16 protein-coding genes and 2 pseudogenes are annotated in these 20,149 nt (G+C 59.2%); 2 read left to right on the top strand and 16 right to left on the bottom strand.

Annotated elements, in window-relative coordinates:
* Window positions 1-683: 683 nt before the first annotated feature.
* Complete coding sequence (locus LMTR3_RS38195; RefSeq protein WP_141686926.1) at window positions 684-1,094, bottom strand: hypothetical protein; 411 nt, start codon at window positions 1,092-1,094, stop codon at window positions 684-686.
* Between the two features lie 1,415 nt (window positions 1,095-2,509).
* Here LMTR3_RS38195 and LMTR3_RS32985 point away from each other — a divergent pair.
* Both LMTR3_RS32985 and LMTR3_RS32990 read left to right on the top strand, forming a co-directional pair.
* Window positions 2,510-3,415, top strand: a pseudogene (locus LMTR3_RS32985) (TauD/TfdA dioxygenase family protein); the annotation flags it as partial.
* Window positions 3,416-3,891: 476 nt separating this feature from the next.
* Window positions 3,892-4,323, top strand: a complete 432-nt coding sequence (locus LMTR3_RS32990) for a hypothetical protein (RefSeq protein ID WP_065749129.1) — start codon at window positions 3,892-3,894, stop codon at window positions 4,321-4,323.
* Between the two features lie 591 nt (window positions 4,324-4,914).
* Here the strand turns inward: LMTR3_RS32990 and LMTR3_RS37115 are convergent.
* The 15 genes and pseudogenes from LMTR3_RS37115 to LMTR3_RS33060 form a co-directional block, all read right to left on the bottom strand.
* Entirely contained in the window at window positions 4,915-6,507 is a 1,593-nt protein-coding gene (locus LMTR3_RS37115; protein WP_084029960.1) for a carbohydrate porin, read from the bottom strand.
* A 464-nt stretch (window positions 6,508-6,971) separates the two neighbouring features.
* A pseudogene (locus LMTR3_RS40470) lies at window positions 6,972-7,187 on the bottom strand (hypothetical protein); the annotation flags it as partial.
* Between the two features lie 287 nt (window positions 7,188-7,474).
* Window positions 7,475-7,684: a transposase domain-containing protein gene (locus LMTR3_RS37120; RefSeq protein WP_141686928.1), complete on the bottom strand. Its 210-nt coding sequence runs from the start codon at window positions 7,682-7,684 to the stop codon at window positions 7,475-7,477.
* A 1,370-nt stretch (window positions 7,685-9,054) separates the two neighbouring features.
* A complete protein-coding gene (gene hemN, locus LMTR3_RS33000; RefSeq protein WP_065749130.1) occupies window positions 9,055-10,389 on the bottom strand; it encodes an oxygen-independent coproporphyrinogen III oxidase in 1,335 nt (444 codons plus the stop codon).
* A gap of 379 nt (window positions 10,390-10,768) precedes the next feature.
* Window positions 10,769-11,815: a hydrogenase expression/formation protein HypE gene (gene hypE / locus LMTR3_RS33005; RefSeq protein ID WP_065749131.1), complete on the bottom strand. Its 1,047-nt coding sequence runs from the start codon at window positions 11,813-11,815 to the stop codon at window positions 10,769-10,771.
* Window positions 11,815-12,954: a hydrogenase formation protein HypD gene (gene hypD / locus LMTR3_RS33010; RefSeq protein WP_065749132.1), complete on the bottom strand. Its 1,140-nt coding sequence runs from the start codon at window positions 12,952-12,954 to the stop codon at window positions 11,815-11,817. Before hypD ends, hypE begins: the two co-directional genes overlap by 1 nt.
* A complete protein-coding gene (locus LMTR3_RS33015; RefSeq protein ID WP_065749133.1) occupies window positions 12,951-13,187 on the bottom strand; it encodes a HypC/HybG/HupF family hydrogenase formation chaperone in 237 nt (78 codons plus the stop codon). The genes hypD and LMTR3_RS33015 overlap by 4 nt, the downstream gene beginning before the upstream one ends.
* Window position 13,188: 1 nt before the next feature.
* The gene (gene hypF, locus LMTR3_RS33020; protein WP_065749134.1) at window positions 13,189-15,456 is read right to left on the bottom strand and encodes a carbamoyltransferase HypF; all 2,268 of its coding nucleotides are present in this window, start codon (window positions 15,454-15,456) and stop codon (window positions 13,189-13,191) included.
* Window positions 15,453-16,406 (bottom strand): hydrogenase nickel incorporation protein HypB, encoded by a 954-nt coding sequence (gene hypB / locus LMTR3_RS33025; RefSeq protein ID WP_065749135.1) that lies wholly within the window; start codon window positions 16,404-16,406, stop codon window positions 15,453-15,455. The genes hypF and hypB overlap by 4 nt, the downstream gene beginning before the upstream one ends.
* Complete coding sequence (gene hypA, locus LMTR3_RS33030; protein ID WP_065749136.1) at window positions 16,406-16,747, bottom strand: hydrogenase maturation nickel metallochaperone HypA; 342 nt, start codon at window positions 16,745-16,747, stop codon at window positions 16,406-16,408. The genes hypB and hypA overlap by 1 nt, the downstream gene beginning before the upstream one ends.
* Entirely contained in the window at window positions 16,740-17,696 is a 957-nt protein-coding gene (locus LMTR3_RS33035; RefSeq protein ID WP_349643837.1) for a nickel-dependent hydrogenase large subunit, read from the bottom strand. Before LMTR3_RS33035 ends, hypA begins: the two co-directional genes overlap by 8 nt.
* Before the next feature lie 137 nt (window positions 17,697-17,833).
* Window positions 17,834-18,364, bottom strand: coding sequence for a [NiFe]-hydrogenase assembly chaperone HybE (hybE, locus tag LMTR3_RS33040; RefSeq protein ID WP_065749138.1), 531 nt, complete (start codon window positions 18,362-18,364; stop codon window positions 17,834-17,836).
* On the bottom strand, window positions 18,354-18,569 hold the full coding sequence (locus LMTR3_RS33045) for a rubredoxin (RefSeq protein WP_065749139.1): 216 nt from the start codon (window positions 18,567-18,569) through the stop codon (window positions 18,354-18,356). The genes hybE and LMTR3_RS33045 overlap by 11 nt, the downstream gene beginning before the upstream one ends.
* Entirely contained in the window at window positions 18,566-19,384 is an 819-nt protein-coding gene (locus LMTR3_RS33050; protein ID WP_245320090.1) for a hydrogenase expression/formation protein, read from the bottom strand. The genes LMTR3_RS33045 and LMTR3_RS33050 overlap by 4 nt, the downstream gene beginning before the upstream one ends.
* Window positions 19,385-19,854: 470 nt before the next feature.
* Window positions 19,855-20,145 carry a HypC/HybG/HupF family hydrogenase formation chaperone gene (locus tag LMTR3_RS33060; protein ID WP_065749142.1) on the bottom strand — a complete coding sequence of 97 codons (291 nt, stop codon included), beginning with the start codon at window positions 20,143-20,145 and terminating at the stop codon, window positions 19,855-19,857.
* Window positions 20,146-20,149: the final 4 nt, after the last annotated feature.

Raw genomic sequence — 20,149 nt, forward strand, 5'->3', positions numbered from 1 at the left:
CTAGCGGAGAAAGCGTGCGATTTCGCAAGCGACCCGAGTGGCCGGCTCTAGCAAACCGCCGCCGCTCGGCGGCGTTCAGACACTTTACGGCCGCGCCGGTGGTCCGCAGACGCTTAGCGCTTGCATTGTCCTATCTCTCACCCTCCCCTGAAACAAAATAGCCGATGGTGCTTCAGCAAGAGGTGTCTAGAAGATAAAATCCGAACAGAACGTTGTGCGCGATATGCAATGTGCTCCCTTCAAGGTCTGCCTGGTTATGGGCCCCATTTATCAAGCCGCTCGCAACCAGCGAACTTTCTGTCGCATATCGCGGCCCCCTTACTGGACCGCGGAGGAAAGTATGGGAGCTGTTGTGCATTCTCGCCTTTCGGCGGATAGCCCCTTGCATTTTCTTCACGTCTTCACCACGCTGGCAGGTGAAGTGCAGCGATGCCAAGTCTCGCGGCAGCCCAAGAGCTCGACTCTGATGTGCGCCTCCGTGCCGAAGCTGCGCGCTCCATCACTGTGCTTCGCCGAGATTGCTGACTGTAACGATTTGGGCGGCCGATGGGGTGGGTATAGATTCGCCTGAAGTCATAAGCGCCAAGCGAGATCCGAAATCTCGTTGCGGGCCTTAGGCGGCTCCGTTGTAAGTTGAAGCAGATTGTCCGCAGGCAGCCCCTGCCCACTGCAATGGGAGCTCGCTATGCTTTATCGTAAAACCGCTTCAGCAGGACCACGCCTACACTTTTTTGAAGTTCCCCTATCTGCAGTAACGCTGCATCGCTTTCTGGGCCGCGCGGAAGCCGCGTTGCTGACGATAGGATGTCGATCAGCAGTTGGAGCAGCTCCTCGATGGAGGCCGCGTCATCGCCCTTCTCACTCATGCGAGCAATCTCCTCCATCGCCTTCCAATCTTCCGGAAGCGGGACTTCTCGACAAAAAAGCATCGGTCGATGGTTTAAAGCTGCTGGTACAGTGAGGCCGCAGACCGAAGAGTTGGAACAGGCGATGAACGGTGCTTTTGGCAATTTCCGTCCCTTTAGATCGGCGCACGATCCAATGGATTGCGGCTTTGGGCCTGCGAGCAGTGTCTTGCTGATCAGCTCGGCCACAGCCTCATCCTCAACCGTGCGGGGTCCGCTGGTACGCGTCTCATCGTGGATGATCGGCGATGCGATTTGCGATAAAGCGATTGGGCCGCTTGCCGATCCTATGGGGCCGACCACCAAGCCGCGTGGCCAAGACGATGTTGCTCGGCTCACGTTGGCAGGCCAGCACGATCTCTGTTCGCTGCGTCAGCGCCGCGACAGCGAGCGCGACCGTGTTATGGCCGTGAGCTGCGTGTCTTCGTCGCTGGAAATCGTCAGCATCGCCTTCCCGTCCGGTGCGCATCGGTATCTCCTTCATCGGGATACCCGGAACTCATGCAATAACCATGCTACGAAGTTGCGGGACAGAACACTAGCAGCGAGGCGGGGTCACGGTCCTCTTCTCCTGGGAATAACCTCGGCAAACGTGAACCGCGATGTTCTCGTGACGGGATCTTCGATCACTCGCGGAGAGCTGCAAACAATGCGCCGGCGGTATTGTCGACCAGCACCCCGTAACTCGATCTGGGTCTACGCGCATCGGGCGGACGGCTATCGCCGGAGCAGACAGGTGCCACCACATCGAGATCAGGGTGCCGCGATGGTGCCGGAATTTGGTGTGTGCCTTGCTTCACGAGAGGAAACACGCGCAGCCGCCAGCATGCCTTTGGATCGACGCTGCAGGTTGTCAGATCTCCGACACCTCCGTCTTGAACCCGACGTCTCTGATGTTGAAAGATGGAAGGTCATCTGATGACTATCGCCTCTCGTGCAGCTGAGCCGGACGGATGCCTGACGATCATGCGTCCCTGTGCCGTTGGCGCCGACCTAGGCGCTCGACCTCACGTATCGTTAGGCTCTGCTTCTTCGCGCGCGCTGGCCATCGGGGCTAGCCGGCTATCTGGTCGAATTATCGGCCTAATCCGTGACCGTCGCGGCGGTTTTCCCGATTCCTTTGGCGCTCTTGCCGGCAGGTAATCGTTCGCGGCTCGTTTTCGCGGCTGGCACGGTGCTTGCTGGAGATCACTCGCTAAATGCGAGGTCTGCCTTGAAACCCGGTGACGTCACCTGCCGTCCGCCCGCAACCAGGCGGCTTCGTATGTTCTTAGAAGGACGAGATCGTATCCGCGATAGTAGAGAAGTTTCAGCAAACCAATGATCGAAGGAATTTCGATGAGACTTTTCGAAGTTGAAAGTGCCGGATCGTCGATCCTCAATCAAGCTAATGCTGCACGGAGGCAAGGTGTACCGGCGAGTTTCAGGCGCATCCCATCGAAGATGGTACGGATCAGCTGCGATACGTGCTTGGCGTCGCACGAACAGCGCTCCGACTGGCCGATTGCCGCGGATTTTGATGATTAGCAATCTCGCGTTCACCGATTCCGGGTCGCAGCTGAATACGTTCGTATGGTGAAAAAACCGCAAAGGCTGGAACATCCATGAGCGAAACGACCTTGATCGAGAATGTCATTCCGCTTACCGATATCGTCAAACGCGCAGCGCGCATCGGCGCCGAAATCAGAAAGATCAAGCTCTCGAGCGATTTGCCGGACGAGACGATCGCTGCAATCAACCGCTTGCTGCTCGATCACAAGGTGATCTTCTTCCGCGACCAAAGTCATCTCGGTGACGCCGAGCAGGAGCGATTTGCTGCCCGTTTCGGGAAGCTGGTGCCGCATCCGATGCTTGGCGTTGCCAAGGGAACGGCATCGCTCCTCGAGCTTGACTCCGCTCGCGGTGGTGGCCGAGCCGATGTGTGGCACGCCGATGGGACCTTCGCCGATGCCTATCCCAAGATTTTGGTGCTGCGGGCCGTTGTGATCCCACTATTCGGCGGCGATACGGTCTGGTCGAACACCGCGGCCGCTTATCTCGATCTGCCGCCACCGCTGCGACGGCTTGCAGACGAGCTCTGGGCCGTTCACAGCAACGTCTTCGACTATGCCGGAATGGCCCGAGTCCGTGAGGTCGATCAGAAGCATTTTGACGAGGTCTTCACCAGAACCATCTTCGAGACCGAGCATCCCGTCGTGCGTGTCCACCCCGAAACCGGAGAGCGGACGCTAGTGCTCGGCGCTTTGGTACAGCGTTTTCTTGGCATCCCCAAATATGACGGCCAAAAGCTGCTTGATATATTCCAGTCTCACATCACCGCGCCCGAAAACACCGTGCGCTGGAACTGGAGGGAGGGCGATGTCGCGATCTGGGATAACCGCGCCACGCTCCATTATGCTGTCAATGATTACGGCGACCAGCATCGCGTCGTTCGTCGCGCCACCATCGAGGGTGATGTGCCCGTCAGCATTGATGGCCGGTGCAGTGTAACGCGCGTAAAGGTCACCAAGCAGCCGCCCATGACGCGCTCGCACATTCACGGAGATCCGGCCGTTATGGACTATGCTCCCGCGCTCGCTGCTTGTACTAGTTGAGGTCAAACGGCCAGCGCGGGTCTGACGAAGATCTGATTTTCGCGAGCCTCATCGAGAGCGCGGTCGGCGCTGCAGTAGACGTACAGCACTACGCCGCCACGCCTGCAGGCCACCTGCGTGTGCGCGACGGCCGAGGTAATCAACTCGAGGGTAACGAGTTGAGTTCAAGGTGCCGGCAAGCGATGGCATAGAGGAGATCGGCAGCGGCACTTCCCGGGGTGATCGACTTTCGTTCGTCCAACCAGAGCCTTGAAAATGATGAGCTCCTAACGCAACGGTCGGCCTGACATTGCGGCCAGCTTGTGATACAATGCATGCCGAGCTGCTCGTGAGGAAGCGGTAACGCCTTGCGATGGCAACAGGAGAAAATTGAGTGCGAAGGCGAGCATAGCGTGGCTTCTCACTGGCAGTATCAGGTTAGGTTCGATGTGAATGATTCCGCTACGGCGGAAGCGGTAGGCCGAAAGCTTCGTGTTCCGGCACTGGCACCGCTGTTCGATATTCTTGCCAAGCATCGCGCTGCACCGAAATGCCAGTTCGATGCCTTTGCGGAGTATGTCGCCGCGGCAGAAGAGCACGGAGTCGAAAATTATCCGCTCTACCAGTGGACAAAGGCGACGATCGAGAATCCAGTGAAGAAGGAAAAGTATTTGAAATCCTTTGCACTCTACGTAGACGACCGGGAAATCTATGCCAAGGAGATTGCCGACGCGCTGGAGGCGGACTTGCAACCGCTCACCACTAGCGGGCTCATCATGCGAATATCGAAGTACGATACCAACCCCGCCAACAATCCGCAGCCGCGGCAGGGCCCACGCGATTAGGGCTAGGAGCGAACTGAACGCCGGCTATTAGCCTCAAGCCGAAGACCATCACTAAGGACGCGCGGTCCGGTTTCTGGGGGATTGTGTTGCAAAGTCGATTTTCGCCGATCACCAAAATTCTGCGGGCAGTCGGCGCGACTTTCGTGTACGAAATGTGAGGGACCTCACGGCCTCACGCAAAATTCACATGCGACTCGATAACGCGATTGAGGTCATACGAATCAGCGATCGCTTGCTGCTTAGTGCTTTCGCGAAAAATCTTGAGCCCTGCAACTTTCTACTTTTGCAACACTATCTCAGGTGAATCGGACAGGGTTGGCGATGGCCTTCGACCGATGCTCATGGGCTCGTGTCAGCCTCGCGGGGCGCGATCCGACGATTGTGATCAGAAGAGCGCTACTGCAATTTCGGCAATTTCGCCAGGCCCGATCGGATGGACCACAGTAATCTTGTCCACCAAGGTTCCGCCGCGCTCGTGCTAGCGTTTGGCAGCTTGCGATGAAGTGTTCGGCGTCATGCAGCGTTTGGGACTGCTCCTTAGCTGGAGCGACTTTATGTGGCGAACTTTAGAGTCATACTAGACTTGAGGACTTAGAAAAATATCGAGGTAGACACCAACAAATTCAGAGCATGTCCCGTTTGGCGCGTGTGTGTAATGCTCGTCGGGTTGTTGATGTATGCCAGTCCTACACTTGCATATATCCCGGGTGCCAGATGCGCGGTATAGGTACCCAAGATGGCTGTGCTGTCGCGATGCACGAGATTCCCTTTAGCCAAGGCAGCGTCCACTGCAAAGTTGCTCCAGACGGTGTTAGTGGCAACAATAGCAATCTGATCACTGGGCCGGCTGTCAAACAGTCCCTTCGCATAGAGGCGAAGCTCGTAATATTGATTTACTTTGTTTAGGTCAGGTGGAGCGTACATTACGGAGAACCCACCATAGATACCACGATATGGCGAGCCCTGTACATCAGACTGCCAGAGTTGCCTGTCCGCTGCGACGTAGTAGACGCTGTTCGCGTCGGCTATCGATTGCTGCGGATACTGCAAGCTCTTGTAGCTGCTGTTATTGAAACCGGCGCCTGCCCGCAACCAGGTCTCGGGTGAGCCCGGAGCAGCTTTGTTCTTGTAGCCAATTTCATCAAGCAAAAAAATGCCCGCGTTGGCCGTGCTCCAGCTTAAGCCGGCGGGATTTTCGCTGATCTGCGCATACTGACCGTCTGGACTGATTGAGCGCTGGATTGAGACCTTGTCATATAGGTGATCATCAAAATTGTACTTCACGTTGAGAGCTGGCGTAGGCGCGGCATTGTTGCTCATGCCAGCTTGATACAGGATATTCGACGAGGGGGCCAAAACGCTTGCTCCTGCGTTCCCTCCGACCAATGTGCCTGCGAACTCATTTACATTTCTGAGGTAACCCATTTTGAGTTCGAGTTTCCTGTCGAAGAACGTCTGGTAGTAGGCCAACGTATTGAGACCTGCTCTATCTGGCCCGCCGGGTTTCCATGTCCAGTATTGCTGCTGGGCTCCCACGATGATCTGACCATCGGGAATTCCAAAGCGGCTGAGATCGTAGGTCACAATCATGAAATTTACAGTACTAAATGTCGGATTCTGGCCCATATATAGCTGATTGGCGGTGGTGGCTCTGGCTGCATTTGGCAGTTGATTGTCTATGACGCTGACTACTGTCCCGCCAACGTAGCCGATCCCGACGTCTGCCAGCGCGGATCTAACGCCGCCTTTATCCTGATCTATCGTATCGGCAGGACCAGGAATATTGAGCCACATACCTTTTTCGCGGAGGTTCTCGAACTTTGCGAATGGGTCGATCTCCTTTTGAGTTCTATTCTTAGCAATTTCATCCGCACTGTCCCGCTTTGCGGAAGGCAAACTGGCAGTTTGTGCTAGCGCCGAGTTACCGACGAGAAGCGTTGCTCGTTTGAGCTGGCGGCTTCGGAATTTTGCGACCGAATCGGACTCCCTCTGAATCCTTCTTTTAGCAACCTCATCTGGAATGTCGCGTTTTGGCTTAGGCCCATTGGCAGTCTGTGCCAGCGCCGAACTGCCGACGAGGCTCGCTGCTAGGGAGAGTGCGATAGCAAGCCCTCTTTGCTTTGTAGTTGATCGACAGCTGAAAACGTGTGCCGCAGCCGTCGCCACGACAAAGTAACCATGCATAGTGAACTCCGCGTCCGTATTGCTAGTCTTGAATGGATTGCGCTCCGGCCTGATTGGCCCGGAGCTGCCCCCCAACCTTCTTATGTCCGTAGGCTCCGGGGCTGATGCTTGGCAGCAATCGGTCCGTCTATCTCAGCGATACCCGCTGAGCCTTCCCGACCTCGTCACCGGCCGGCACGCTATTGGCTTGATCGGCGACGCACGTGTCGAGCACGCCATACCGCGGCCAAGCTAATCGACTGTTCCAACGCAGTTCTGTTGCGCTGCCTCGGTGTCGAGAGCGGCCGGCTTTATTCGGTGCCTTCGCTCGGCGAGATAGTGGCGACGGGCGGACGGCGCCTTGCTGTCCTCGCCACCAATACACTGCGAACGACCCGCCTCTTCCACCACAAGCATGAGGATTTCGGCCGCGCAGCATTCTGATCGAAGAAGAAGCCTCCTTCGAGAAGTTAGCAGTCATCAGAAGGCAGGGCTCGCGCGTCAGCGACGACGCGTTGGCTCCGTGATCGTTCGCTGGCATCGCGGTAACTGAGAGACGAGGCAACTGACAGGCCCAAAGCCCAGAAACCTTTGAAACCTGTGCGCTCGGCGATCGCGCCGGAAAGTCCATCATGGGCTTCCACAAGAAAGGAGAGATCGCGGTTGAAGCCGATTTGATAGCTGTAGACGCGTTGACACATCCATCAGGGCCGTTGGAGCGGCCAGTTCTGTATTGCATCCCAGTTCCTTGACGTGTGACCCGCGCGACCTTCATCAACCGTCGATTGCCATGTGTCCGTCATCTCCTCCAACTGCTAACGTTAGTAGTTGACTGGGTCGCAAGGCGTTGCCTCTCGATGCAGGGATCGTGGCTGTTTCGCTGCTCGGGATGAGGCCTCCTCGGCAACTAGACGAACTCCGGCGATGGGCATCGGTCCGGTGGAAACCGGGCGGCGGTCACTCGTGAGCGCTGCAGCCGCTCAACTCTTTACGCGCCCATCTCTCGGCGGGAACGCAGTGAAACCGCGATTTGTTGATCTGCATCATTAGCGTCGTTTTCAAGCGACGGCTTTGAAGGGTTGCCCGGATAGGCCCGGGGAAGAAGTTGGCTGAGTTCGTCGTTCGGATGACCATTGACGATCATCCTCAGCATGTCGGTGACGTAGGCGAGAGGAAGAACGTCATTGAGCTTGCAGATTTATGCCGACCGCCGGACCCGTCGAATGGATTTGTTTTCCCAAGATTTTTCTGTGTAATTGGGCTCAACACAGTTGGCGTTGTGCTCCGTATTCGACTGCGCAGGCCAGGATAGCTTCAAGAGTATTTGGGCACGAGCCGAGTATTCCGGCGCGTGAAGAGTGGACCCAACCGACAGCTCGTAGAGCTCTAAGTGGCGCGTCTCGTCAAGGGATGGACTTGCGGACCACGGTAAGTGGCGATGCCTGGCTCGATATGAGCCTGAAGGATAATTCAGGAAATAACGACTGGCTCGCATTCGGGCCGGCAAATGGAGATTGTTCGCAGAGTTTTTCTGAATGGCGAGGAAATGCTGCGCCATGGCCGATGAAGACGAGAAGTATTGCTTTGCGGTAGCGCTATGATGTAGGAGCCGGCCATGCGCAAAAAGTGTCACATCGCACCGATCATAGGAGTGGATGACCAAACGATGAGGGCACCGTTGCGGATAACGATTTGTGGATGGTCGCGGCTCGCTGCAGCTCTTGACCATCGTGCGATAGCGCGTCAACGAGAAAAGCCAACACGGGCCGCGACATCGAGCGAGGGATGATGGAGATGATGGATCAAGCAACCGGTTCGGAGTTGCCGCCGGTATTGCACACGTCGCCGAGACGCGTTCCGTGGGTTTTAATGCTCGTAGTTATCCTCGTTGGCCTGTGCGCTGCAGGAGCCTATTTTTGGACCAACGTCGAACACTTTGTCGAGACGTCGGCGGCCCGTGAAGTTGCCCCAATGCCAGGCTTGTCACCTGAGGACAGAGCGGCCCTGTCGGAGATTCAGTCGGGACAACAGAAGACTAGCGATGAGCTCGCGGAACTCAGCCGCAGCATCAGCGCCCAGCTGGCCGATTTAACACGACTCTCGGATCAAATCGCAGCGCTCACTTTACGAGTCGACTCGTTGCAGAATCCGGTACCCACGGCTTCTCCTCATGTTCATCGTCCTGGCCATGCCGTTTCGGAGTCGGCCAGGAAACCCGTGCGATCGACTAAACCACAAGGGCCGGTTTCCGTCGGGGGCGCGCCACTGATCTCAGGACCGAATGCAGACGAGCCTTGATGACGTCCCAGAGTGCTACAGGCTAATCCAGCCCGCCAGCTCCCGCTCAACGCCGTTGTTCGTTTCTCGCCAAGCGGCCAGCCGGGCGATTACGGCACCAAGGCTTGCGGCAGTGCCAGGTCTCCAACGTGACGCTCGCAGAGGCCGTCGACATCGTTGCCGCACCGAGGGCAGTCTGGATCAGATTGCATAGAACCATTTCTACATGGTCGAGGCGCCCGTCCTGTTAGCGACGAGCGGTGATGCTTTTGGATCCGTTTACGCGGCTTATTAATAAGGTGAACGGTTGAGATAAGCGTCGAATGCGGCAGCAACAGCGCGAATCACAAAGCGGTGCTCCTGCCTCACGCGGACGAAACCCTTTTCGATGTCGACTATCCCGTCCTCGGCGAGCATCGCCAAGCGTTCAGCTGAATCGAGAAAAGGGTTCGCATCAAATCCGTGGGCGGCACAGATTGCCGGCACGTCGGCCTCCAGATCGCACATCAGCCGCTCGATGATCGCGGCTCGGACGCGGTCTTCATCGGTGAGACGGTAGCCTTTTGACGTCGCCAGACGGCCAGCTCTGATGTGCCGGCTGTAGGAGCCTGTCGCAACATTGTTCTGGACGTAACCGTCGCCGAGACGGCCGATGGCCGACGTGCCGAAGCCGATTACGGTTTTGCAGGTGTCGGCCGAGTAACCCAAGGAGTTACGCCGCAGGCGACCGGCTTTCTGCGCCAGCGCGAACTCATCGTCTGGCAAGGCAAAATGGTCAAGCCCGATTTGGAGGTAGCCAGCGGCGATCAGCGTATCGGCCACGGCCGCGGCCTGATCGGCGCGGGCAGCACTGTCCGGCAGTGCTGCCTCATCGATCAGGCGCTGACGTTTCATATACGAAGGAACGTGCGCGTAGCCGAAAACCGCAAGCCGGTTCGGGCGCATGGCGACCGCCGTCGTCGCGCTCTCAACGCAGGACTGCACCGTCTGATGTGGGAGACCGAAAATAAGGTCGAAATTGATACGGCTTATTCCGTGCTGGCGAAGATTTTCGACGGCAGCGGCGGTCTGCGCCTTACTCTGGATCCGGTTGATCGCCTTTTGAACGATGGGATCGAAGCTCTGCACACCGAGGCTCGCGCGGTTCACGCCGGCTGCTCCTAAGACTTCGGCCATCTCGACCGTGAACGTGCGCGGGTCGATCTCGACGGCGATCGCAGCCGTTTTCCTGAACGCGAAGCGGCGGCGCAGGAGTTCCATCAAGGCCAGGAACTCCGCTGGCGCGATGAGGGTCGGCGTTCCGCCGCCGAAGTGCACGTCGCTCACGGGCAGCGCTTGCGGCGCTTGCTCCGCGACCAAACGGATCTCCTCACGCAGCACCGACAGATAATTGAGGATCGGCGCATCCCGGCGACTGATGGCCGTAGGAAAGCCGCAATACCAGCAGATCGACCGGCAGAACGGAATGTGGAGATAGAGCGACACGGGCTCGTCAGGCGGCAGGCGCCTCAGCCATTTCTCACAATCCTGTGCACCGACCTCCGCGGAGAACTCCGGTACAGTTGGATAGATGGTGTACCAAGGCAGGCGGGCATCGCAGTACTTTTTCAGGATTGAGGCCTGCAACGGTTACTTTCCCACGACGATATAGAATCACCCTAATCGCTGCGCTCCCCTGTGTCTTTGCGCCATATCAAACGACCGGCGTTAGCTGCGAAATCTGCATTCCGTCAAAGTCTCTGCTAAGGTGACTGGTTAGCATGATAGCGGGAGCGATAGCCACTCCCTGACACTCGTTTGATGTTTGTGAAGAGAAGGACTTTATTACACGACTGATGTTGAAGCAGTGCTTGATATTAAGGATTGACGTGTGCGCCATTTTTCTTTCGAGGCCCATCCCGCATCTTCGGTTTGATAGATGCGCTCGAGGCGAACGAGTGCTTCATGAGGTGCTCGGGCGATCTGCTCAAAGCCACAACGAAATGGCAGAAGCTTGCGATTGTGCTCAACAGATCCGCGGCAATTGTTCTCCCCATAGCCAATTGACAATTCGCCCGCCACCAAAGCTGGTTGACATCTGCACAAACCGATGATTGTCGGCTACGGCCTCGCCGATATCAGCCGCATCGCACCCGAGCGGATGCGCCTTCATGGCTGCAAGCACGGCATCGACCATGTCAGGCGCCACGATGGCAACGAGCTTGCCCTCGTTGGCGACATGTAGCGGATCAAGCCCAAGGAGTTCGCAGGCGGCGGCAACCGCCGGCTTCACCGGAATGGCCTCTTCCTGCAGATGGAACCCGAGGCCTGACTGATGCGCAACCTCGTTGAGCATCGCCGCAAGACCGCCGCGCGTGGGGTCGCGCATCACCCGGATGCTGCTGCCGCCGGCCGCAACCATTAGGGCTACGAGATCATGCAGCGCTGCGGAATCCGAGACGATCTCGGTCTCGAAATCGAGATTCTGGCGCCTCGACATGATCGCCGCACCATGATCGCCGAGACTGCCAGAGACCAGCACGCGGTCGCCGACCCTGGCCTTCTCCGCGGAGAGATTGAGCCCATCGGCCAAAACTCCGACCCCCGTCGTCGAGATGAACAGGCCGTCCGCCTTCCCGCGCTCGACGACCTTGGTGTCACCTGTGATGATGTAAACGCCGGCAGCGCGCGCGGCCTCGCCCATCGAACCCGCAATCGTCTTCAGATCCGAGAAGCGGAAGCCCTCCTCGATGATGAAACTCGCCGACAGATAGAGCGGACGCGCGCCGCTCATCGCGACATCATTGATCGTGCCGTGGACCGCGAGCGATCCGATATTGCCGCCGGGAAAGAACAGCGGCGAAACGACATAGCCATCGGTCGTCATCACCATTCTGCCAGCGCCAACATCGAAGGCCGCCTGATCGTTGCCGCGGGCGAGCCATTCATTGCCGAAGGCTTCGTGAAACAGGCCGGAGATCAGCTGCGCCATCGCGCGCCCCCCGGCGCCGTGGGACAGGTCGACCCGCCCGTTCTGGATGTCGAGCTTGCGTTGATAGGCCGTTGCCCTCATCACGCCCGCCTCAACTGATAATCGCGAAACCGTCCATACGTCCAATGCGCGGCACAGGCGCCTTCCGATGAGACCATGCAGGATCCTATTGGGATTTCCGGCGTGCAGACGGTTCCGAACAGCTTGCAGTCGACCGGCCTCTTCGCGCCGCGCAGGATGGCGCCGCACTCGCACGCCGGATTGTCGGCGACACGTACTTCGTGCATCGCGAAACGCACCTCGGCATCGAATTGAGCGTAAGCCCGCTTTAGCTTCAGTCCGCTATAGGGGACGAGCCCGAGCCCGCGCCATTCGAACTGGTCACGCAGTTCGAAGATATCGGACACCTCTTCCTGGGCGCGCCGATTGCCTTTCCGCGTCACCGCTCGGCTGTATTGGTTCTCCACCTCATATCGGCCTTCGTTCACCTGCCGCACCAGCATCAGAATTGCCTGCATCATGTCGAGCGGTTCAAATCCTGCGATCACGATCGGCTTGCCGAATTGTTCTGCGAGGACCTCGTAAGGCTTCGTGCCAATGATGGTGCTGACATGCGCAGGCCCGAGGAAGCCATCAATTTCAATCCGCCCGCCATTATGGATATCCGGACTCTCGAGAATGCTATGAATCGCGGCGGGAGCTAGCACGTGATTGCAGAATACACTGAGATTCTTCAGCCATTTCTTCTCGGCAAGCCGGATCATCACTGCTGTCGCCGGTGTCGTGGTCTCAAATCCAATGGCGAAGAAGACCACCTCCCGATTCGGCGCATGTTCGGCGATCCTTATCGTATCGAGCGTCGAGTAGACCATCCGGATGTCGGCGCCGAACGCCTTGGCGCTCAGCAGGGATTTTCGCTGCGAGCCGGGCACGCGCATCAGGTCGCCATAAATACAGAGAGTGACCTGCGGCAGCTCGGCGAGCCTGATCGCCATGTCGATCCGGCTGGCGGGGAGAACACAGACGGGGCAACCCGGCCCGTGGATCATGCGAACATTCGCAGGCAACATATCCTCCAGGCCATAACGGGAAATCGCATGCGTGTGTCCGCCGCAGAATTCCATGAACCGATAATCCCTTTGCGAATCGGCTTCGGCGCCAATCGCACGCGCGAGCCCCTGCGCGATGGTCTTGTCGCGAAATTCGTCGGCATATTTCATGACTGGAGGTCCTGCCCCATGCTGCCTAACTCCTGTAGGAGCTGCAGCGTGTGCTCGGCCTCCGCCGGGTCGATTCTAGCCAGGGCGTAGCCGACATGGACAAGGACGTAGTCCCCCACCGCTAGATCGTCGATGAGCGCGATCGATATCTCCTTGCTGATGCCGTCGATGGATACGATGGCCAGGTCATCGGGAAGAATCTTCGCGACCTCAGCTGGTACCGAGAGACACATATCAGGCTATTCCTTCCAGGACTGACGGCCGTTCTGCAACCTGCAGAGCGGCGATCCAGGCTTGTCCGAGGCTCAAGCCACCGTCATTGGGCGGAACCTGCCGTGGGAGCAGCGGAGTGAGGCCAGCCGCAATGCAGCCGCGCTGGATTTCTTCCGCGAGTACCGCGTTCAGGAAGCAGCCGCCACTCAGAACGACGGTGGCAACGCCCGTTGTCCGCGCCGCGCGCGCGACCCAGTCAACGCAGGCAGCGGCGAACGTGCCATGAAACAGCCCCGCTCCCTCCGTCGCGCCGACGTTGTCTGCAATCAAACGCGCAAACAGCGGATGAAAGGACAGCACGTCGCCATCGATCATCCAGCCCGCTTCAAGCACCGCAGTCCGCCGCACACGCGCCTCGAGCTTCATGGCGGCTTCGCCCTCATAGCTCTGCAAAGTCGCAATCCCGAGCAGCGCCGCTGCTGCATCGAACAGCCGGCCCGCGCTGGTCGTAGTCGCCACGCTGGGCTGAGCGAGCAATGACTGCAGACGCTCGGCCTGCGGCTGTGCTGCAAAGCGCAGCCTGATTTCGTTTTCCCGCCCCAGCAAGTGCAATATTGCGCTCGCCATGCGCCAAGGCTCGCGGGCTGCGCGATCTCCGCCAGGCATTTGCAAGGGCGCGAGATGCCCGATCCGTCGAAACCCGGCGCCTTCGCACAACAATAGCTCGCCACCCCAGTTGCCGCCGTCGGAGCCATAACCATAGCCGTCGAGGAGAAGGGCGAGCGCACGCCGCCCAAGGCCATGCTCCGCGATGACGGCGGCAGCGTGCGCGTGGTGATGCTGGACCGCGATCAGCGCGCGGCCGCTTGCTTCCGCAAAGCGGGTGGTCGCCATGTTGGGATGCAGATCATGGGCAATGACGACAGGATCGATGTCGAGGGTCGATGTGAGGTGCCGGATCGTCTCCTCGAAGAAGCGAATGCCTTCAGCCGTATCGAGATCGCCGATGTGCTGGGAGACGAAGGCCTCATTGCCACGTGTAACCGTGACGGTCGATTTCAACGCGCCGCCTACGGCGAGCACGGGCGGCACAGACCTCGCAAGCCGGATCGGTTCGGGAACATAGCCGCGGGCGCGACGAATGAATTGGTGCCGGCCCGCCACTACCGCCACCACGGAATCATCGGCGCGCGTCAGAATATCGCGATCATGGGTCACAATAAGATCGGCGATGCCCGCGAGCCGCCGCAACGCCTCCGCGTTGTCGATCGGGAGCGGTTCGCCGCCGGGATTAGCACTGGTGCTGACAATGACCGGACCTTCAACCCCATCCCATGCACCTGTCGAACGAAGCGCATGGAAGATGAGGTGATGCAACGGGGCCACCGGCAGCATGATGCCTACGCGCGACAGGCCGGGGGCTATCGCCGGCGCTAGATTGTTGCGCGACGGCAGGAGAACGATTGGGCGGGCGACGGATTCGAGCAGTTGGAGCTCGGCGGCATTCGCCTCCGCAATCTCGCTGACCTCCTCTACGGAACCAACCATGACGGCGAACGGCTTCTGGTCGCGCTGCTTCCTCCTGCGCAAACGCTGCACGGCGTCATGGTTGCGAGCGTCGCAAAGCAGCTGGTACCCGCCAACTCCCTTTATCGCGACGATTTGGCCGCCGTCGATCGCCGCGGCAATGTCGTTGATCCCGTGACTGAGCCGAGGACCGCACGTCGGACACGCAATCGCTTCCGCATGAAACCTGCGGCTCGCCGGATCGGCATATTCGCGCGCGCAGGCGGCACACATCGCAAACTCCCTCATCGCTGTATTGCGGCGATCGTAGGGAAGCCGTTCGGCGATGGTATAGCGAGGGCCGCAATGAGAGCAGTTGATGAAGGGATAGAGGTAATGGCGGCTGTTCGGGTCGAACAACTCATCAAGACATTCCTGGCATGTCGCGGCATCTGCGACGATCCGGGTCGACACCCTCCCGTGTTCGCTGGCGCGGATCGAAAATTTTTTCGCTGCAAGCGCGCCAATCTCCTGAACGGAGATGTGGTCGATCCGCGCCAATGGAGGCCTTTCGAGTGGCAAAGCGGCCACAAACTCGCACGTACGGTCGCCCTCAACCTCAATGATCACGCCATTGGGATCGTTGGCGACGAACCCGGTCAATCCATAGCGGGTAGCGAGTCCATATATATACGGACGAAAGCCGACACCCTGCACGGCGCCACTGATGCGCACCCGCAGCCGCGTTCCGCCGCGGATGATGGCGTCGCTGCTCGCGCTCATCGCAATGTGTCCTGGACCGGACGCCTCCGATACGCAGCCTGCTTCCGGATCCAAGCGTAGAGCGCGGCAAAGCCCTCGCCCGTACGCGCCGAAACCGTCAGCACCTCAATGTTCGGATTGACGCGTCTCGCATATTCGATGGTCTGGGCTAAATCGAAGTCGATCACCGGCGCCAGATCGATCTTGTTGATCAGCATCAGCGACGATGCGGCGAACATATCCGGATATTTGAGCGGCTTGTCTTCACCATCGGTGGTCGAGAACACCACGATCTTGCTGGCCTCGCCGAGATCGAACGCCGCGGGACAAACTAGATTCCCGACATTCTCGATGAAGAGAATACCGCCCTTGAGCGGCGGCAAGCGGTGATAAGCCTCGCGGACCATCGCAGCATCGAGATGGCAGCCCTTGCCGGTATTGATCTGGATTGCGGGAACGCCGATTGCGCGAATGCGATCGGCATCGTTCGAGGTCTGCTGGTCGCCCTCAATGACACCAACCGGGCGGCTACCCTTGAGCTCGGAGACGGCGCGGACGAGCAGCGAGGTTTTGCCCGCGCCCGGACTGGAAACAAGGTTGAACACGAGCAGGTCATCGGTCAGGAAGCGCGCGCGGTTGTCGGCGGCGATCCTGTTGTTCTTGCCGAGGATGTCGCGCTCGATCTGAATGGCTCGCTCGCTGCTCATACTCCCAATCTTCAAGCCGGCCGGGTCGGCGCCGCAATCCACAAGCCCCCCTCCGCGCTGAGCATGTTGACCGCTATGATCATGATGGTGATCATGGTAATGGTTGTGAGAATCGTGCACCTTTTGACCGCAATGCATATGATCATGGTGGTGACCGTAGTGATCATGCGTATGATCATGGTGATGCCTCTGGGTTTGCGCACTTTGCGCGTCGGCGCGTTCGATGGAGGGCGTTCCTTCGCTACAGCCACATACGGTACACATTAGTCGACCTCCAGCTCTTTGACCCGCATCTCTTCGCCCGCGGTCACCTGCAGCTGATAGCTGCCGCAGCAGGGACACGGCTCATAGCGTTGCGCAATCTCAACGCTCCTCGAACAGGCCATGCACCAGGCGACACCAGGCAATTCGACGACCTCAATAACCGCGCCATTGGCGATGGTCCGCGCGGCAACGGCCGCAAAGCAGAACTTCATCGCTTCGGGAGCGACATGGCCCAGCGCCCCGATCTCCAGACGCACGGTCTTCACCCTGGAAAATGGTCGCCGGCGCGCCTCCTCCTCGATGATCTCGACGATGCCCTCACAAAGCGCCATTTCATGCATCGCCAATTTCGCGAAAATTCAGAGTGAACCCAACGCAAGGGTCAAAGGATCCGACCATCGCGCGAACGGCACCCTGTGCCTGCGGTTTCGCGGCCAGGACCGCGCCTTGCAGGCTGCGGACAAGCGGTCCGCGCGCGTGGAAATTCCACTCGGTCGGGGCAAGAAATTCGAAACGCGACATCTGCCCCTGACGATCAAGCTCAACCGCGTGATAGAGACGTCCCCTGGCGCATTCGACCGCGGCCGCACCACGGCCCGGCCCCAGCCTGTAGCTTTCGACGATCCCATCCTCCGCTGTTTCAACATGAGCACCGGGGCCGAGCCAATCGTGCAGCCGCACGATTTCCGCGATCCTCGCCTTCAGCCGCTCGGCCGGCCCCGACCGGCCTAGCGTGAGCTGATCACGCATCATTTGGCGTGCCCACGCACCTGTTTCGGGAATCCGGCCCTCAAGGTCGGGGCAACGGCAAGATTCTGCATCATCCACGATCAGCCGTTCGATGACGTCGCGATCGTCGGCAACGGACAAAAACGAGTGCTGCATCGACGTTGGCTTCAACGCGTCTTCCTCGAGAGCAGCAACGCGAAGCGCTAGTGGGTTACCGAGCCTCGGCGCTCCGTCTTCGTTCGTTATGCCAAGCGCTGCCAGCGCAATCGCAACCCGCGCTGTTACCTCGCGTCGAACCTGGCCGCAGCTGGGCTCTGCGCTGCTGAGAAGTTCCGATACCCCCTCCATCAGGGCGCGGATCGCTGCGGCGCTGGTAGTATCCAGCGCGAAATGCCCGACAAACAGGTCCCGCAGCAATTCCGCCAGCCGCTCGACAACGACCATAACGATACGATGCTGTCGCGTCGCAAGGCTGATGGTTTCGCCGCGCGCCGCCTCGATCGCGGACAGGAATGCCACCTGGTGCGCGGCGGCACACAACGAGAAGATTCGCGGCAGCACGTTGAGCAACGAAGCGGCCGGCTTACCGGCGAACAGCCGCCCCAGTGGCGGCCGGACGCGCGGCAGAATCTCGACCGCGGCAATTGCGTCGCCAGCAAGCGATACGGTAACATCGATCTGGTTGCGGACGGCGAGGCTCATGCGCGCCGCTCCGTCAGTACACCGCGTAAGAAATGCCGGCGGTCGATCGAATCATGTCGCGCATCGGGCCCATGTGAGGCCGCGCGATTGGCCGGTGACATCAGCGCCGCGAGCGCTGCTTCGGCGGTGGCGCGCGCGGACGTCATATGCTCGAACTCAAACATCGGCGAGAACAGTGAGTAGCTCGCGATCGAGCCCACGGGCGCCATCTCGCTGACGGTGAATTCGATCTCGCCGGCCGGAAATCGCAAGCGCAGGTTCGATCCCGGGCTCGGAGGCGAATGCGAAGTTCTGTCACGCATGAGTGTGACCACGTTCATGAACCAGGGCGTGATCATCATGCCGACGACCCTGCCCTCGCGCGCGCGAAATCCGATGGCTTCGACGCTCAAGGCCTCGTTGAAGATCGGCAGGTCGCGCATCGTGCGATCGGCGATATCCCGATAGGCTGCCGCGAGCATCTCGCCCCACGCCGACGCATCGGGGTGCATGCTCCTGCGGGAATGCTGTTCGCGGTCAGGCGTCATCTTCAATCGCCATGAACTTCGATTTGGGCGCATCGCAGTTTGGACAACGCCAATTTTCGGGCAACCCGGCGAAAGGCGTTCCCGCTGCAATTTGCGTCGCCTCATCCCCCTCAGCCGGATCGTAGACGATCCAACAGATGCCGCACTCCATGCGCGCGCCGTTTGCGATATCCTTCCGGACTCCAAAATTCTCGAAGCTCGTCATTCGACGTAAGCTTTGATGATTTCTTGCAGGCGTTCGGCGGAACCCCAGAAATCTTCCTCGGCGGCCAAGGCAGCCATTGGCACGCCGCCGACTTCCAGCGTATCCAGAATGATGGTGTCCATGGCATTGAAGAACTGCACCGACCAGACGTTCCGGATGCCCGTCGCAAGCACTCGGCAAGTCCCGTAGCCGCGCGAGATGAGCTGGATCGGACCGTTTCCGACGCTTTGCTGCAAAAACGCCAGGTCGACCGCACTCATCGGCAGCAGGGTGAAGTTGATGATCTGCGAGCGCATGCCCGGCTGCCAGGCCAGTGCCCGCTCGCGGACTTCCGCGAGCACCGGCAGCACGTTCATCGCGCCGTCGGGTGCCGCGCCGATCATGAGATCGCTTGACGTCAGGTCGGTTGCGGCGCGCCGCACGATCTCCGGGATCGCACCGACCTCGACATATTCGTGTGCGGCGTCGGTCTCGATGCGCACGCGCCAGATGCCCGCAAGTACCGATTCCTGGATTTGCGCCACGCGGCCACCCGGCAGCGCAACGACGCCGGCGAGATCGCCCTCCCCAAGCACTTCCGCAATCAGCCTGCGCTCGAGATCGCTGAGATTTCCGATCCTGAACAGCTGCGTCGGCAGATCACTCTTCTGGCCGGCAACGGCAGCCGCGACGGAATACAACAGCGCGATGGCGTCCGGACAGTTCCTTGCCAGCTCGATGCCATTGAGCGCAGCGGACTTCGCGAGCGCCCCCGCAGCCATTAGCCCGCTACGGGCTGCGTCGAGACTTTCCGCGGCTATAGGGAACACGCTCATCGGCTGCTCGCATTTTCTCGGCGCTATTGGGCGCGAGCCGGAAACCTGTTTCATGATACGACGTTCCGATGGTGTGCTGAGGGATGATACTTATGTCCACGGACGCGCCATTGGAGCGCGGGCGATCAATGAGCTTCGAAATGCGGTCGATAGAGATCTCCCGGATCTTGGCGATCATGCCGAGTGTCTTTCGCTTGTGGGACGCTTGCGGTCCCCACCTCGAACAGACGGAGCCGCGTCAGATCATGTTTCCCGGACTGAAAGTCCATTAGCCGCCTCTTTGATAGTCCATGGTTCTGCTGGATGAGGTGTAGCAAGGGACGTGCCAATCGTTGCTCTTTCGCGATTGCATTCCCGCTCGGATCAGCACCCGCTCGAGACATTCCTCGTGAAGCTTGTTTCGGCTTCAAATTTGGTTTCCGCTGATATGGGCAAAGATGGGCAGGCAGTTTCCGAGAGGCGGCGCCGGGCTAGCGCAGGTACTCGGGCAATTGCGGCTCTTGACCGATCAAGTCCGCAAAGAAACGATCACAATCGTGGCCGTTGAGGGCCGCATAAAGGCCCTCAAGCGCGTCCGCGATCAGCCGCGCTTCGTCGTCATCCAAGAGCCGCACCGCGGTATCGATATGGACAAGCACCTTGGCACCGACCGGCGGCTCGGAGAGCAGCATGACTGAGACGTGCCGCTGTTCATTGGCATATTCGCAAAGCGCCGACATGCCGTCGGTCTCAATAATCGTCATTGGCAAGCCAAGGCACATGCTA

Source organism: Bradyrhizobium sp. LMTR 3 (assembly GCF_001693485.1).
In the GTDB taxonomy this organism is placed as follows: domain Bacteria; phylum Pseudomonadota; class Alphaproteobacteria; order Rhizobiales; family Xanthobacteraceae; genus Bradyrhizobium.